The sequence below is a fragment of the Micrococcus terreus genome (assembly GCF_900116905.1).
Lineage (GTDB): Bacteria > Actinomycetota > Actinomycetes > Actinomycetales > Micrococcaceae > Citricoccus > Citricoccus terreus.
Genome location: NZ_FPCG01000004.1, coordinates 117,627 through 133,135 on the forward strand (window position 1 = coordinate 117,627; position 15,509 = coordinate 133,135).

At 69.7% G+C, this 15,509-nt stretch carries 12 protein-coding genes; 4 read left to right on the top strand and 8 right to left on the bottom strand.

Annotation, left to right across the window (positions count from 1 at the left end):
• Positions 1-9: 9 nt before the first annotated feature.
• A complete protein-coding gene (locus BM355_RS06475; protein ID WP_091696308.1) occupies positions 10-2,160 on the top strand; it encodes a 3-hydroxyacyl-CoA dehydrogenase NAD-binding domain-containing protein in 2,151 nt (716 codons plus the stop codon).
• A 79-nt stretch (positions 2,161-2,239) separates the two neighbouring features.
• Here BM355_RS06475 and BM355_RS06480 read toward each other — a convergent pair whose 3' ends face one another.
• Entirely contained in the window at positions 2,240-2,881 is a 642-nt protein-coding gene (locus tag BM355_RS06480; protein WP_091696310.1) for a hypothetical protein, read from the bottom strand.
• Positions 2,882-2,994: 113 nt separating this feature from the next.
• Here BM355_RS06480 and BM355_RS06485 point away from each other — a divergent pair, with 113 nt between their 5' ends.
• On the top strand, positions 2,995-3,510 hold the full coding sequence (locus BM355_RS06485; RefSeq protein ID WP_218154319.1) for a QcrA and Rieske domain-containing protein: 516 nt from the start codon (positions 2,995-2,997) through the stop codon (positions 3,508-3,510).
• 2 nt (positions 3,511-3,512) lie between these two features.
• Here the strand turns inward: BM355_RS06485 and BM355_RS06490 are convergent, their stop codons facing one another.
• The 7 genes from BM355_RS06490 to BM355_RS06520 all read right to left on the bottom strand — a co-directional run bounded on the left by BM355_RS06490 (position 3,513) and on the right by BM355_RS06520 (position 13,912).
• A complete protein-coding gene (locus BM355_RS06490; protein WP_091696312.1) occupies positions 3,513-3,797 on the bottom strand; it encodes a PLD nuclease N-terminal domain-containing protein in 285 nt (94 codons plus the stop codon).
• A gap of 2 nt (positions 3,798-3,799) precedes the next feature.
• Entirely contained in the window at positions 3,800-4,774 is a 975-nt protein-coding gene (locus BM355_RS06495; RefSeq protein WP_091696315.1) for an aldo/keto reductase, read from the bottom strand.
• Positions 4,775-4,804: 30 nt separating this feature from the next.
• On the bottom strand, positions 4,805-5,323 hold the full coding sequence (locus BM355_RS06500) for a hypothetical protein (RefSeq protein WP_091696318.1): 519 nt from the start codon (positions 5,321-5,323) through the stop codon (positions 4,805-4,807).
• Positions 5,320-7,332: a 1-deoxy-D-xylulose-5-phosphate synthase gene (dxs, locus tag BM355_RS06505; RefSeq protein WP_091696320.1), complete on the bottom strand. Its 2,013-nt coding sequence runs from the start codon at positions 7,330-7,332 to the stop codon at positions 5,320-5,322. Before dxs ends, BM355_RS06500 begins: the two co-directional genes overlap by 4 nt.
• Before the next feature lie 234 nt (positions 7,333-7,566).
• Positions 7,567-10,266: an aconitate hydratase AcnA gene (acnA, locus tag BM355_RS06510; protein ID WP_091696323.1), complete on the bottom strand. Its 2,700-nt coding sequence runs from the start codon at positions 10,264-10,266 to the stop codon at positions 7,567-7,569.
• A 128-nt stretch (positions 10,267-10,394) separates the two neighbouring features.
• On the bottom strand, positions 10,395-11,828 hold the full coding sequence (locus BM355_RS06515; protein WP_091696325.1) for a class I SAM-dependent RNA methyltransferase: 1,434 nt from the start codon (positions 11,826-11,828) through the stop codon (positions 10,395-10,397).
• 65 nt (positions 11,829-11,893) lie between these two features.
• A complete protein-coding gene (locus tag BM355_RS06520; protein WP_091696327.1) occupies positions 11,894-13,912 on the bottom strand; it encodes an APC family permease in 2,019 nt (672 codons plus the stop codon).
• A gap of 100 nt (positions 13,913-14,012) precedes the next feature.
• Here BM355_RS06520 and BM355_RS06525 point away from each other — a divergent pair, with 100 nt between their 5' ends.
• Both BM355_RS06525 and BM355_RS06530 read left to right on the top strand, forming a co-directional pair.
• Entirely contained in the window at positions 14,013-14,735 is a 723-nt protein-coding gene (locus BM355_RS06525) for a potassium channel family protein (RefSeq protein ID WP_091696695.1), read from the top strand.
• A complete protein-coding gene (locus tag BM355_RS06530) occupies positions 14,732-15,505 on the top strand; it encodes a potassium channel family protein (RefSeq protein WP_091696329.1) in 774 nt (257 codons plus the stop codon). Before BM355_RS06525 ends, BM355_RS06530 begins: the two co-directional genes overlap by 4 nt.
• The last annotated feature ends 4 nt before the right edge of the window (positions 15,506-15,509 follow it).

Below are 15,509 nucleotides of genomic sequence, written 5' to 3' on the forward strand. Positions count from 1 at the left end.
AGGAGAGTCATGACCACTGCAGATCGTTTCGACCGCTTCCACGAACTGGCCGCACTGTTCCCCGACGAGGTGATCACCCGCGCTGAGGTGACCGACCTCGACCTCCCCGGCGACAGAGGAACCCTGGCGCTGCTGACCCTGGACAACCACGCGGGACCGCGCCGGCCCACCACGCTGGGCCCGAACTCCCTGATCGGCATCGGCGAGGTCCTGGACGTGCAGGCCCAGCGCGCTCGAGACGGCCAGATCGCCGCCGTGGCGATCGTGGGCAAGCCCGGCTTCCTGGTGGCCGGCGCCGACCTGGGTTCCATCAAGCGCCTGACCCGCCATGAGCACGGTCAGCTGATGGCCGAGCTGGGACACGAGGTGTACAACACCCTCACGGACTTCCCGGTCCCCTCCTTCGCCTTCATCAACGGCATGGCCCTGGGCGGTGGGCTGGAGATCGCTCTGGCCTGCCAGTACCGCACCATCTCCACCGCTGCCGCTGGGCTCGGGCTGCCGGAGACCCACCTGGGGCTGATCCCGGGCTGGGGCGGCGTGTGGAAGACCCCGCGGCTGATCGGACCGGAGGCTGCCGTCACCCTGATCTTCGAAAACCCCCTCAACGGCAACCGCACCCTCAAGGGCGCCGCTGCCTACGAGCTGGGCCTGGCCGACGCGCTGCTGGACGCCGGACAGGATCCCGCCGACACCACCGCCTTCGTCCAGGCTTCGGTGGACTGGGCCGCCCAGGTGGTGGCCGGCGACGCGCAGGCCCTGGAGCAGATCGAGCGGCACCGCAGCCGGGACACCTCCGAGGAGGCCTGGGGCCGCGCGGTGCAGAAGGCCGAGAGGATCGTGCAGGCCAAGACCGGTGGGCATGTCCCCGCGCCGGCTCGGGCCCTGGAGGTGTTCGCCCAGGGCCAGCACCGCACCCGTGAGGAGTCCGCGCAGGCCGAATGCGACGCTCTGGCGGATCTGATGCAGACCCCTGAGTTCCATCACACCGTCTATGCATTCCTGGACGTGGTGCAGAAGCGTTCCAAGAATCCGGCGGGCGCGCCCTCGGCGGACTTGGCCCGGCCGGTCCGCAAGGTGGGCGTGGTCGGCGCCGGGCTGATGGCCGGCCAGCTGGCCCTGTTGTTCGCCCAGCGCCTCCAGGTGCCCGTGGTGATGACCGACATCGATCAGGAGCGCGTGGACCGCGGGGTCTCCTCCGTCCACGAGCAGGTGGACAAGCTGGTGTCCAAGGGCCGGCTGAAGTCCGAGATGGCGGAGGGCCTGAAGGGACTGGTCTCCGGCTCCGTCTCCAAGGACGTCTACGCCGACGCCGACTTCGTCATCGAGGCCGTCTTCGAGGAGATGGGCGTCAAGAAGCAGGTCCTGAGCGAGCTCGAGGCGATCGTCTCTCCCGAGTGCATCCTGGCCACCAACACCTCCTCGCTCTCGGTCACCGAGATGGCCTCGGTGCTCCAGCACCCCGAGCGCATGGTCGGGTTCCACTTCTTCAATCCGGTGGCCGTGATGCCCCTGCTGGAGATCGTCCGGGGCCCGCAGACCACCGACGAGGTGCTGGCCACGGCCTTCGCCACGGCCAAGACCCTGGGCAAGACCGCCGTGCTGGTCCAGGACGCCACGGCGTTCGTGGTCAACCGGATCCTGCTGCGTCAGATGGGTGAGATCCAGAACTCCTTCGACCAGGGCACGCCGGCCGAGGTGGCCGACCATGCCCTGGATCCGATGGCGCTGCCGATGACGCCGTTCACCCTGCTGGCCATGGTGGGCGTGCCGGTGGCCCAGCATGTCACCGAGTCCTTGAACGCCTCCTTCGGAGATGAGCGCTTCCCGGTCTCCCAGAACCTGCAGGCCCTGGTGGACCACCGGGTGAAGGGGATCTGGGCTGAGGACGGCTCGCAGACCATCCCGGAGCAGACTCTGGCACTGATGGAGTTCGGGGACGCTCCCCAGACCTCCGAGGAGCTGCTGGTCCGCGTCCAGGACGCCCTGGCCGAAGAGATCGGCCTGATGCTCGACGAGGGCGTGGTGGCCGATGCCGAGGACATCGACCTGTGCATGATCCTGGGCGCTGGGTGGCCGCTGCACCTGGGCGGGATCACCCCGTACCTGGACGAGGTCGGAGCCTCAGAGCGAGTCAACGGCCGCCGCTTCCACACCTGAGACACCGCAGCCCGCCCTGCAGAGACGGGCCCAGGCACGCACACTGTGTGGCCGGGCCCGTCCGGCATTCGGCCTGGCCTCAGAAGCCGAAGCCGCGCAGGGCGAAGGCCGTCATGTTGTCGTCCATCCCCTCCAGCGCCTGGGCCAGGGAGTCCACCGGGACGGACACGGCTGGACCGCCCCAGTCGCTCATCACCACCTGCTCTCCGGCCAGCCAGTGGGTGGCGAGCACCAGTCCGTGGCTGAGAACCTCCACCCTGTCCGCCACCAGCGTCTGCCCGTCGGGCCGCTGGACCGGCTCGGCACCACGGCGGACCATCCGGGCGGGCGAGGGTGCCAGGGTCCCGGTGAAGAACTGGGACTCCTCGAGCCGGATGTACTCCGCCCCGGACGTCCCCTGCGCAGCCAGCTGCTGCAGCAGCATCCATTCTCCGTAGCTGGGCAGGGCGTCCCGGTCCAGGCCGGCGCGCTCTCGGTCCACGCTCACCCGCTGGGTCGCCGAGGAGTCCTGGAAGGTGCAGGCGCGCCATCCCTGGACAGTGGCCCCCGCGGAGAGGGTGATCGTGGACTCGGAGAGGAATCGCTCTGCCGGCCCCGCACGATGCTCCCCGGGCCGCGCCCCGCCGAAGGCTGTGCGGGTGGTCAGCACTCCGTCCTGCACGGAACGGAGCAGGAAGCCCGCCCGCCGACCCTCGAAGTACATCGTCTCCCAGCGCTCCATGCGCCCTCCTGTTCCGTCTCGGGTGTCTGATCCATTCTGTCCTGAACGCCACGGTGCCGCCACGCGCAGGCCTGGATTCGCCGGGGACGGCATCGACCCCGGATAATGGGGGGATGACCTCCTCCGATCGCTCCTCTGCCCCTGACCGCGTCCCGTCCCCGGAGGACACCTCATGCTGTGGCGGGTGCGGCCCCACACGGCGGACCTTCCTGGAGCGGGGGGCCCTGATCGGAGCCGCCGGTGTGGCCGCTGTCGGGCTCTCCGGCTGCACCGACGCCATTCGGAACGAGCAGAACGCCCCCTCCCACCATGTGGGAGGCACTCCCACCCGGGCGATCGAGACCGCCGAGCTGCCCGTGGGCAATTCGGCGTCGGTGCAGCTGCGCGGCCGCATTCTCCTGATCCACCGCTCTGCCGAGCAGACGGTCCACGCGTATTCGGCCGTGTGCACGCATCAGGGCTGCACGGTCGGGCTGGGAGAGCGTCAGGGGGAACCGACCTTCGCCTGCCCCTGCCACGGCTCCCACTTCGATGTCACCACGGGAGTGCCCTACGGCGGCCCGGCCCGCAAGCCACTGACCGAGTTCACCGCAGCGGTGGACGGTGACTGGATCACCGTCACCCTCTGAGCTCAGGGCCGGGGTCGACGTGGGGCGTTGACGATGCTCTCCCGCCGGTTGGGGTCCCACTCCGGGGTCTCGGCCAGCCGGCGTGGGTAGTACCACCAGCGCCACCACAGCCAGATGGCCGGGCCGATCCCCGGCAGGACGAACAGGGTCAGCAGCCACGGCAGGCGCCGGTGTTCATCCAACGGTGAGCGCATCAGGGACACCAGGGCGGTCACGAGCAGCCCCAGCAGGACCGCCGAGAGGACCCACAGCCCGATCTGCCCCGCCACGGGGATCTGGTCGGCCATGGTCAGAACAGTGCCACCTTCTGAGCCGGGGCGAAGATCTCGTCCAGCTCAGCACGCTCCTGTTCAATGGACACCCAGCACACGGCCTCGGCGTTCTGGCGGATCTGCTCCGGGCGCGTGGCCCCGGCGATCACCGAGGACACCGGCTCCTGGGCGGCGAGCCAGGAGAAGGCGACCTGCAGCTCAGTCAGACCTCGTTCCCGGGCGAAGTCGCCGAAGGCCTTCAGCTGGTCCAGGTCGGCGTTCTCCACCATGGACTGCCGGGTGTGGGAGAGGCGGGATCCCTCCGGCGCCTGCCCGGAGGAGTACTTGCCGGTGAGCATGCCGTTGGCCAGCGGGAAATAGGGCAGCACGCCCAGTCCGTAGGCACGGGAGGCTGGCAGCACCTCCAGCTCGGCCCGCCGGTCCATCAGGTTGTAGTGGTTCTGGGCGGAGATGAAGCGCTCGGTGCCCTGCTCCCGCGCCACGAACTCGGCCTCGGCGATCTGCCAGCCGGACCGGTTGGAGTGCCCGATGTACCGGACCTTGCCCGACCGCACCAGGTCGTCCAGCGCCGAGAGCGTCTCCTCGATCGGCGTCTGCGGGTCCGGGGTGTGGAACTGGTAGAGATCGATCCAGTCCGTCCCCAGCCGGCGCAACGAGGCCTCCACCGCGCGGACGATGTAGCGGCGGGAGCCGCGAGCCCCATGGTCGTTGCCGTTGACGCCCTGCATGTCCATCCCGAACTTGGTGGCCAGCACCACCTCGTCGCGGCGCGTGCCCAGGGCACGGCCGAGGCGTTCCTCGCTCAGGCCAGGCTGGGCGCCGTACATGTCCGCCACGTCGAACAGGGTCACGCCAGCGTCCAGCGCGGCATGCACGACGGCGTCCGTCCCCTCCTGCTCCAGGGTGGCGGTTCCCGGGCGGCCCAGGTTGTTGCAGCCCAGTCCGACGACGGAAACGGTCAGGCCGGAACGGCCCAGGCGACGATAGTCCACAGGAAGGGTCCTCTCACGAAGTCGTTCTGATCAGGAGCGGAGGGTGGCGGCGGCCACCCGCGAGGCCTGCACCCCGGCGTGCTTGGCGGCGGCGGGGATCTCCGCCTGCGCCTTGGCCGCATGCGGGGTCTCGACCTCCAGCACAGCCTGTCCGCTCTCGGTGCGCACCTGCACGACCTCACCCAGTCCCCGCCAGGCCAGTTGATTGGTCAGCTCTGCTCGCAGACGCTCCACCAGTGAGGTCTCCACCGTGGTGGGCTCGGTGCCCTTGAACCGGTAGGTGACCTCCACCCGGGCCAGCTGGTCCTGCTCCAGCGGAGCGAATCCGTCAGCCTGGCACTGCGCGGCGAACGTGGCCAGCAGCTCCTCTCCGTCCTGGGCCTCCGCCACGGGTTCGGCGGCAGTGGTGCCGGTGGTGCCCACGCGCCCGTGGTGCACCACGAACTCACCCGGGCCGTCCTCCCCCGGCACGAACCAGGCTTCGCGATACTCCAGGCGGCGCTGCCCGCCGTCCTGCTCAGTGCGTCGGTAGGTGCGGACGATGCTCATGGGCGACCCTTCGTCGTCGGGAACTGGCCGGTGCTGGTGTCCTGGCCGTGACCCTGTCCCTCGGACAGCGGACGGGCGAACGGGACCTTCGTGCCCAGCACCTGCGCCAGAGTGTCCTGGGCGATCTGCCGAGCGGTCAGGCCGGTGCGCTCCAGGATCTGGTCACGGGACCCGTGGGCCAGGAACTCCACCGGCAGCCCGACCTCGTTCAGGGCAGTGTCCACGCCACGGGCGCGCATCTCCTGGCGGATCCGGGACCCCACTCCACCGGCCTTCACCCCGTCCTCCAGACAGACGACGAGGCGATGGTCGCGCGCCAGATCGATCACGCTCTCCTGCACCGGCAGCACCCACCTGGGGTCCACCACGGTGGCGGTGACGCCCTGGTCCGCCAGGCGCGCTGCCACGTCCAGTCCGAGCTCGGCCATGGTCCCGACGGCGACCACCAGCACATCGCGTTCGGCGCCGGGCTCCTCCGAGGCCGCACCCAGACGCACCAGCACATCGGTGCCGTCCTGGAGCCGCTCCAGTGCAGCGATCTCCGGGCCCACAGAGCCCTTGGAGAACCGCACCACGGTGGGCGCGTCCTCCACGGACACCGCTTCCCGCAGCTCTTCGCGCAGCCGCTCGGCGTCACGGGGCGCGGCGATGCGCAGCGACGGGACGGACTGCAGCAGCGCCAGGTCCCACATGCCGTGGTGGCTGGGTCCGTCGGGACCGGTGACACCGGCCCGGTCCAGCACGAAGGTGACGCCGGCCCGGTGCAGGCCCACATCCATCAGGACCTGGTCGAAGGCGCGGTTGAGGAACGTCGCGTAGATGGCCACCACGGGATGCAGGCCGCCGAAGGCCATGCCGGCGGCGGAGCTGACGGCGTGCTGTTCGGCGATGCCCACGTCATACACCCGCGAGGGGTGCTTGGCGGCCATGGCGCCCAGGCCCACGGGGATCTGCATGGCGGCGGTGATCGCCACCACGTCCTCACGCTCGTCGGCGATCGCCAGGATCTCCTCGCCGAACACGCTGGTCCAGGACGGACCGGACGAGGAGGCCACCGGCTCGCCGGTCTCCGGATCGATCTGCCCGATCGCGTGGAACTGGTCGTCCACATGCGCCACGGCCGGACCGTATCCGTGCCCCTTCTCCGTCATGGCGTGCACGATCACCGGACCGGCATAGTTCCGAGCGTCCTGGAGGGCCTCCTCCAGCTCGGCCTGGTCATGTCCGTTGATGGGGCCGATGTACTTCATGCCCAGGTCCTCGAACAGGCCCTGCGGCGCCCACCAGTCCTTGATGCCCTTCTTGGTGGCGTGCAGGGAGCGGTACATGAACCGCCCGGCCACTCCCCCGGTCTGCAGCCGCGACTTCCACCAGTCCAGGGTGTCCTCGTAGTTGCGGTGCGTGCGCAACTTGTCCAGGAACACCCGGCGCAGTCCGGAGAGCTGATTGGCCAGCCCGCCCACGGTGGGGGCATAGGAACGGCCGTTGTCATTGACCACGATCACCACGCGGCGGTCCCGGTCTGCGGCGATGTTGTTCACGGCCTCCCAGGCCATGCCGCCGGTCAGGGCGCCGTCACCGATCACGGCGACCACGAACCGGTCCCCTTCGCCACGCAGCTTCCAGGCCCGGGAGATCCCATCCGCCCAGGAGAGCGAGCTGGAGGCGTGAGAGGACTCCACGATGTCATGCACCGACTCGGCGCGGTCCCCGTAGCCGGAGAGCCCGCCCTGCTGGCGCAGCGTGGAGAAGTCCTGCCGTCCGGTGATCAGCTTGTGCACGTAGGACTGGTGACCGGTGTCGAAGATGACCCCGTCCCGGGGGGAGTCGAAGACCCGGTGGATCGCCAGCGTCAGCTCCACCACGCCCAGGTTGGGTCCGAGGTGCCCGCCGGTGCGCGAGACGTTGGTGATCAGGAAGCTGCGGATCTCCTCAGCCAGCCGCGCCATCTGGTCGTCGGTCAGGCGGGAGAGGTCCTGGGGTGAGCTGATGGTCTCCAGAAGGCCCACGGGCGTGCGGTCCTCTCTGCTGTGGGATGGGGTGTGCAGCCGGTCAGGCGTCCGGGTGGACCGGATGCCGCCGCGGCGTTCGTTCGGTCCAGCCTACCGCGCACGGTGCCCCCACCTGGGGATCCCGGGACCAGGCAGGACCACGACGACGGCCGGTGACCTATCGCTGGAAAGGTCACCGGCCGTCGTCGGGTGCGGTCAGATCAGCTGCGAGGACTCAGGGTCCCCGCTGCCTCACTTGGCGGAGATCTGACGGAGCACGTACTGCAGGATGCCGCCGTTGCGGTAGTAGTCGGCCTCAGCCGGGGTGTCGATGCGCACGACCGCGTCGAACTCCGTGCTCTTGCCGTCCTCGCCCTGGGCGGTGACCTTCACGGTCTTCGGGGTGGAGCCGTCGTTCAGGACGGTGATCCCGGAGATCTCGAAGGTCTCGGTCCCGGTCAGGCCCAGCGAGTCCGCGGACTCGCCCTGGGGGAACTGCAGTGGCAGCACACCCATGCCGATCAGGTTCGAGCGGTGGATGCGCTCGAAGGACTCGGCGATCACGGCCTTGACGCCCAGCAGTGCGGTGCCCTTGGCCGCCCAGTCACGGGAGGACCCGGAGCCGTACTCCTTGCCGGCCAGGACGACCAGCGGGGTGCCGGCGGCCTGGTAGTTCTGGGAGGCGTCGTAGACGTAGGCCTGCGGTGCGCCCTCCTGGGTGAAGTCGCGGGTGAAGCCGCCCTCCACGCCGTCCAGCAGCTGGTTCTTGATACGGATGTTGGCGAAGGTGCCGCGGATCATCACCTCGTGGTTGCCACGGCGGGAGCCGTACGAGTTGAAGTCCTTGCGCTCCACACCGTTCTCCAGCAGGTACTTGCCCGCCGGGGTGTCCGACTTGAACGAGCCGGCCGGGGAGATGTGGTCGGTGGTGACCGAGTCGCCCAGCTTCAGCAGCACACGTGCACCGGTGATGTCCTGGACCGGCTCGGGCTGAACCTGGATGCCCTCGAAGTACGGGGGCTTGCGGACGTAGGTGGAGTTCGGATCCCACTCGAAGGTGTCGCCCTCGGGGGTGTCCAGGGACTGCCAGCGCTCGTCACCGTCGAAGATGGTCGAGTACTCCTTGATGAACATCTCGGTGTCGATCGAGGCGTCGATGATCTCCTGGACCTCGGTGGGGTCCGGCCAGATGTCCTTGAGGAAGATGTCCTTGCCCTCGGAGTCCTGACCCAGCGGGTCGTTCTCGAAGTCGAAGTCCATGGTTCCGGCCAGGGCGTAGGCGACCACCAGCGGCGGGGAGGCCAGGTAGTTCATCTTCACGTCCGGGTTGATCCGGCCCTCGAAGTTGCGGTTGCCGGAGAGCACCGAGGTCACGGACAGGTCGTTGTCCTGGATGGCCTGGGAGATCTCCGACTCCAGCGGACCGGAGTTGCCGATGCAGGTGGTGCAGCCGTAGCCGACGATGTGGAAGCCCAGGGCCTCCAGCGACGGGATCAGGCCGGACTTCTCGTAGTAGTCGGTCACGACCTTGGAGCCCGGGGCCACGGAGGTCTTGACCCACGGCTTGGAGGTCAGGCCCTTCTCCACGGCGTTGCGGGCCAGCACGGCGGCGGCCATCATCACCGAGGGGTTGGAGGTGTTGGTGCAGGAGGTGATCGAGGCGATCGAGACCGCACCGTGGTCCAGCTCGAACTGGCGGCCGTCCTCCATGGACACCGGCACCGACTTGGACGGACGGCCCTCGCCGGCCTCGTCCTCGGTGGCGTAGTTGTGGATGTCCTTGCGGAACTGCTCCTTGGAGTCGGTCAGCTCGATGCGGTCCTGCGGACGCTTGGGGCCGGAGATCGAGGGCACCACGGTGGACAGGTCCAGCTCGAGGTACTCGGAGTACTTCACCTCGGAGGAGGGGTCATGCCACATGCCCTGCTCCTTGGTGTAGGCCTCCACCAGGGCGATGTTCTCCTCGGAGCGGCCGGTCAGGCGCAGGTAGTCCAGGGTGACGTCGTCGATGGGGAACATGGCCGCGGTGGAGCCGAACTCCGGGGACATGTTGCCGATGGTGGCACGGTTGGCCAGCGGCACCGAGCCCACGCCCTCGCCGTAGAACTCCACGAACTTGCCCACCACACCGTGGTTGCGCAACATCTCGGTGATGGTCAGCACCACGTCGGTGGCGGTGGCGCCGGCGGGGATGGAGCCGGTCAGCTTGAAGCCGACCACGCGCGGGATCAGCATGGAGACGGGCTGGCCCAGCATGGCGGCCTCGGCCTCGATGCCGCCCACGCCCCAGCCCAGCACGCCCAGGCCGTTGACCATGGTGGTGTGGGAGTCGGTGCCGACGCAGGAGTCCGGGTAGGCACGCAGCACGCCGTCGACCTCACGGGTCATCACGGTGCGGGCCAGGTTCTCGATGTTGACCTGGTGCACGATGCCCATGCCCGGGGGGACGACCTTGAAGTCATCGAACGCGGTCTGGCCCCAGCGCAGGAACTGGTAGCGCTCACCGTTGCGCTGGTACTCGATCTCCATGTTCCGCTCGATCGCCTGATCGTTGCCGAAGGAGTCGATCTGGACGGAGTGGTCGATGACCAGCTCGGCCGGAGCCAGCGGGTTCACGCGCTTGGGGTCCCCGCCCAGGTCCTCGATGGCCTCACGCATGGTGGCCAGGTCCACGATGCAGGGCACACCGGTGAAGTCCTGCATGATCACGCGTGCCGGGGTGAACTGGATCTCGGTGTCCGGCTCGGCATCCGAGTTCCAGGAGGCCAGGGCCTTGATCTGCTCGGAGGTGACGTTGGCGCCGTCCTCGGTGCGCAGCAGGTTCTCCAGCAGGACCTTCAGCGAGTACGGCAGCTTCTCATAGCCGTCCACCGCCTTGAGTCGGAAGATCTCGTACTCAGCACCCTGGACGTCAAGGACGCCCTTGGAGCCGAAGCTGTCAACAGTAGTCACGGGGACTCCTCTTCCCGCCCAGTGCCGGGCGATGTCACGGCGATGTGGCAGCCTGCTGTCTCTCACACAGCGGGCTTCGGATCCATCCTAGCCGCAGAGCGCGCCGGTGTTCCGTGCATCACGGCCGGTCACTGCTCCACGCGCTCCAGCACGGCCACCGACTCCATGTGGTGGGTGTCCGGGTAGAGGTCCAGCACCTCCAGGCCCGTGGTGCGCCAGCCCAGCTGGGTGAACTGGCCCAGGTCCCGTGCGAACGAGGCCGGATCGCAGGAGACGTAGACCACCCGTCCCGGCGAGAGCTGGTGGATCTGCTCGACCACCCGCTGTCCGGCGCCGGCACGCGGGGGATCCAGCACCACCGTGTCCAGCCGGTGGTCGCCGAGCCCGCCCTCGTCCAGGGAGGCGTTCCGGTCCCGCAGCCAGCCGGCCAGGACACGGTCCGTGGTGCCGTTCTGCACCACCGCCTGTGGAGCGGCATGGAGATTGCGCCGGGCATCTCGGCTGGCACCCGGAGAGGCCTCGACCGACAGCACCGTCCCGTCCGGCCCCACGGCCTCGGCCAGGAAGGCCGAGAACAGTCCCGCACCGCCGTAGAGGTCCGCCACCGTCTGACCGGCGGAGGGCTGGGCGGCGGCCAGGACATGGTCCACCAGCAGCGCTGGAGCACGCCGGTGCACCTGCCAGAAGCCGTCCGCGGTGATCCGGAAGTCCTTGCGCCCCGCGTGGGTGGACTCGACCGTCTCCTGCACCCAGGTCCGTCCGCGCAGGCGCACGATCTCCGGGCTGTCCTGGCGACGCGGCCCGGGCACCAACAGCACCACTGAGGTCCCTTCCGGCAGGCGCGAGGTCTGCTGATGCATCCGACCGGACAGGGCCAGAATGTCGTGAACGGCCTGCTCGGTGGGAGTGAGCACCACCAGGGCCTCGTCCGAGCCCGCCGGTGTGGCCACCTCCACGCGCTCGATGCCGGTGAAGTTCAGGTCCCACAGCTTCAGCTCATCCAGCCGATGCACGCCCAGGGGCATGTTGCGCACCGGCACCAGGATGGAGGACCGGTGGACATGCATGGAGAGCCGTCCGGCCGGGGTGACGGCGAAGGCGTTGCGCGTCCGCCAGTGCAGGCCGGTGGGGTCATCCCCGTCGGCTCCACTCACATGCACCTCGAAGGTCAGACCGGCGATCCGCTGCAGGGTGTCCCGGAAGACCTGGGCCTTGAGCCGGCGCTGGTGCGGCAGCACGATGTGGCCGTACTCCGCGCCGCCCACCGGGTGTCGTCCAGCGGCGTGGGCCCGCAGCGAGTCGGCGAGCTTCCACTGGTGGGTCCGCCGGAACTCCGAGGGGCGCAGGACCTCCACCACGTCCCCCCGCCAGAACCGGGCCTTCTCCCCCGCGTCGGTGATCAGCACCCGGACGATCTCGCCCGGAATGGCATGACGCACGAACACCACACGGCCCTCATGCCGGGCCACACAATGGCCTCCGTGGGCCATGGGGCCGACCTCGACCTCGATCAGCTCAGGAGCGGTCTGAGCTGACGCACCGGATGAGGAGTGGGCGGTCATGGCAATGGACTCCTGACGGTCGTGACGGTCCGGCGACGGGGTGTGGCGGTGCCGTGGTCCCGACTCTACTGCCCTGCCGCGCCGCGCTCAGGGTGAGATGCCTCGTGGAGCCTCGGGGCGTCGTCGTGCCCCAGGTCCTCCAGGGCCTCCTGGAGCTGCCAGGGCACCGAGGCCACCATGACCCCCGGCTCGCGGTGCAGCCGCTGTTTGATCCGGGCCGCCGTGCGGTTGTGCAGCAGGGTGTGCCACCCCGGTGCCACGACGTACTCGGGGATGTAGACCACCACCAGGTCTCGGGGCGAGGTGCGGCGCAGGGCCCGCAGGTGCCGGATCAGCGGGGCGATCATCTCCCGATAGGGCGAGGCCAGGACCGTGACCGGGACCTCCACCTGGAGTCGGTCCCACTCAGCGAGCAGCTCCTCGGTCCGTTCGGCGTCCAGGTCCACCACCACAGCCTGCAGGGTGGACGGTCGGGAGGCCCGCGCGTATGCCAGGGCCCGCAGCGTGGGGCGGTGCACCGTGGAGACCAGGATCAGCGCGTGGACGCGGGAGGGCAGGGCCCGGGCGTCCTGATCCGGTGTCAGCGCCAGCTCGGCGGAGACCTCCTGGTAGTGACCGCGCACTCGGGTCATGACCAGCACCAGGAGGCCGATCGCCAGCAGCGCCACCCAGGCGCCCTGGACGAATCGGGTGGTCAGCACCACGATCGCCACCAGGGCCGTGACGGCGAAGCCCACCGTGCTCACCACCAGCCGGGTCCGGACCGCGGTGCGGGCCTGCCGCCCCGCCGTGGTGACCAGGGTGCGGCGCCAGTGCCGGACCATGCCCAGCTGGGAGAGCGTGAAGGCCAGGAACACGCCGATCACGTAGAGCTGGACCAGCAGGGCGGTCTGCGCACGGAAGACGACCACCAGGATCAGCGCGGCCAACGCCAGCAGCAGGATGCTGCGCGTGAAGGTCAGCCGGTCCCCGCGGGTGGCCAGCTGCCGCGGCAGGTAGCCGTCCGTGGCCAGCCGGGAGACCAGGTCCGGAAACGAGCTGAACGCGGACTGACCGGCGATCCCCAGCAGCGCCACCACCACGGAGATCAACAGGATGGACGGAACGGTCCCCTCCCCGAACACGGCGCGGGCCAGCTGGGCCAGCACCGGGTGCTGCACGTAGTCCGAGGGCAGGGAGCCGCCGTCCGCCTGCCGCAGCGAGTCCGCTTCCAGGGTCACCACCACCCCCGTTCCCGCGGCCAGGTGCATCACCCCGAAGGTCATCACGGCGGTGAGCAGCCCCATCACCAGCATCACGAAGCGGGCCGTGCGGATCCGGGGCTGGGCCATCGAGGCCACGTTGGAGGCCGGGACCTCCACGCCCGTGGCCAACGCCGAACCGGAGGAGAAGGCCCGCAGCACCAGCACGCCCATGGCCAGGGCGCCGACCCCGGTGGCAAAGGCCGGATCCGGCACGGCGGTCAGCCCCGCGGACGCCGCCGGGGAGAGCGTGCCCCGGTTCTCCTGGACCAGTCCGGTCGCCAGCAGAGCGAGCATCCCGGCCAGGAAGAGATAGACCAGGACCGCCGTGATCCGCCGGCCGCGACCGGCGCCGCGCACATTGGCCAGGGCCAGCACCAGGACAGCGCCCAGGGCGATCCACAGCTCGCGTCCGGCCAGCCCAGGGACCAGAGCGATCAGGTACTGGGCCAGCGCCGCCACGGACACCGCCACCGTGAACACCAGGTCCAGCATCATGGCGGCGGCCACCGTCACCCCGGCCCGCGGACCCAGGTTGGAGGAGGCGATCTGGTAGTCCCCTCCCCGCGGGTAGGCGCGCACGGAGACCCGGTAGGAGAGCACGATCAGCAGCATCACCGCCACCACGGCCAGGCCGATCTGAGGTCCGAGTGCCAACAGGGCCACCCCACCCAGCGCCAGGGTCATCAGGATCTCGTCCGGGGCGTAGGCGGTGGAGGAGAAGGCATTGGCGGAGTACACCGGCAGGGCGGTCCCCCGGCCCAGCGGGCGGCGACGCAGCCGTGCGGTGTCGAAGGGTCGGCCCACCAGCAGGCGGCGGGCGGATTCCAGGAGCCGTGGCACGCGTCCACGGTACTCCTCTCGTGGCACACTGGGACCGCAGATCCCCCGACGGCACCCCGCGCCGCTGCCGGGATGTGCAGAGAGGACGGTGTCCGAAGAGATGGCGCACTTCGTGATCATGGGCTGCGGCCGGGTCGGCTCCTCGCTCGCCCTCACCCTCGAGGACGGCGGACACTCGGTGGCCGTGGTGGACCAGGACGAGCAGGCCTTCCGTCGACTGGGCCGCCACTTCAGCGGTCAGCGCGTCACCGGCGTCGGCTTCGATCGGGATGCCCTGACCCGTGCGCGCATCCAGGACGCCTACGCCTTCGCGGCCGTCTCCTCCGGGGACAACTCCAACATCATCGCCGCCCGAGTCGCCCGGGAGACCTTCGGAGTGGAGCATGTGGTGGCGCGCATCTACGACCCCGGCCGGGCGGAGGTCTTCCAGCGGCTGGGCATCCCCACCGTCGCCGCCGTGCGCTGGTCCACCGACCAGGTGCTGCGCCGGATCCTGCCTGAGCAGGCCCTGGCCGGGGACTTCAGGGACGCCTCCGGCCAGGCACTGATGGCCGAGGTCCGCCTCTCCCCCTCCTGGGTGGGACATCCGCTCACCGAGGTGGAGGAGGCGGCCGGCATCCGGGTCTGCCTCGTCACCCGGTTCGGCGAAGGCGTGGTGCCCACAGCCGAGATGCTCTACCAGCACGGGGACATCGTGCATGCCATGATCGCGGTCACCGATCGAGCCGAGGCCGAACGGGTGCTCGCCCGGGGGCCGGACGCCCAGACGGACGACGACGACGGCCGGTCGCCTCAGCAGGTCCAGGACGGAGGGGCTCGATGAGAGTCATCATCACAGGAGCCGGATCCGTGGGGTCCTCGATCGCACGGGAGCTGCTGGAGAACGGCCATGAGGTGCTGCTCGTGGACATCACCCCGGAGGTGGTGGCCCGGGCGGGGCTGCGCGGCGCCAAGTGGCTGGTCGGGGATGCCTGTGAGCTCTCGGTCCTGCGTGAGGCGCAGCTGGCCACCGCCGATGTGCTGGTGGCGGCCACCGGGGATGACAAGGCCAATCTGGTGGTCTCTCTGCTGGCCAAGGCCGAGTTCGGCGTGGGCCGGACCGTGGCCCGGGTCAACAACCCCAAGAACGACTGGCTCTTCGACGACGCCTGGGGCGTGGACGTGGCGGTGTCCACGCCGCGCATCATGACAGCGCTCGTGGAGGAGGCCGTGGAGACCGGCGACGTGGTCCGGCTGCTGACGCTGCGGTCCGGACAGAGCAGCATGGTGGAGTTCACCGTCCCCGCCGGACACTGGACCGAGGGCCGACGCATCGGCTCGGTCTCCTGGCCGGAGGACGCCGCCGTGGTGGCGGTCATCCGGGACGCCCGGCCGATCACGCCTCATCAGGACGATGTGATGGAGGTCGGCGACGAGGTCTTCTTCCTCACCACCGTGGAGGCCGAGGGTCGGCTGCGGGAGATGCTCGTCCCCGAGGAGGTGCGCCGGGCACGCTCAGCGCGCCGCAGCCGCCGGGACACCGCCACGCGGGCCCCGGCCATGGAGGGCCGAGACGTCGCCGTGGAACCGGGCGGCGATCCGAGATCGGACTGACCAG